Source organism: Nocardioides antri (assembly GCF_008373765.1).
In the GTDB taxonomy this organism is placed as follows: Bacteria; Actinomycetota; Actinomycetes; order Propionibacteriales; family Nocardioidaceae; genus Nocardioides; species Nocardioides antri.
Genome location: NZ_VUJW01000075.1, coordinates 1 through 418 on the forward strand (window position 1 = coordinate 1; position 418 = coordinate 418).

The 418-nt window shown below is 57.7% G+C and carries 1 protein-coding gene; it reads left to right on the forward strand.

The genetic code is table 11. From position 1 onward, the window contains the following. On the forward strand, nt 1-367 hold a 367-nt coding region (locus F0U47_RS22640), incomplete at its 5' end, for an EF-hand domain-containing protein (protein ID WP_188111458.1). Nucleotides 368-418: the final 51 nt, after the last annotated feature.

Below are 418 nucleotides of genomic sequence, written 5' to 3' on the forward strand. Positions count from 1 at the left end.
CTTCCACACCGTCGACTCCCTGGGCAGGCTCGCGTCCGAGAAGGAGCTCGATGAGATGGTCGGTGAGGCTTCTGGCCCCATCAACTTCACTCAGCTCTTGACTCTGTTCGCCAACCGCATGTCCGGCGGCTCTGACGAAGATGACGTCGTTATCAACGCCTTCAAGACCTTCGATGAAGAGGGAAAGATCGATTCTGAAAGGCTCAGGCACGCCCTCATGACCTGGGGCGACAAGTTCTCCGCCGACGAAGTCGACGAGGCTTACGACCAGATGGACATTGACGACAAGGGTTACATCGACACCACCAAGCTGATCGCCATGCTGCCCGCCAGCGCTGAGGAGGAGGAAGGCGGTGAAGCCGCGTAATGATTCCATCTCTACTATAAGGTCTAAGACGCCAGCCGCAGTCATCACGCC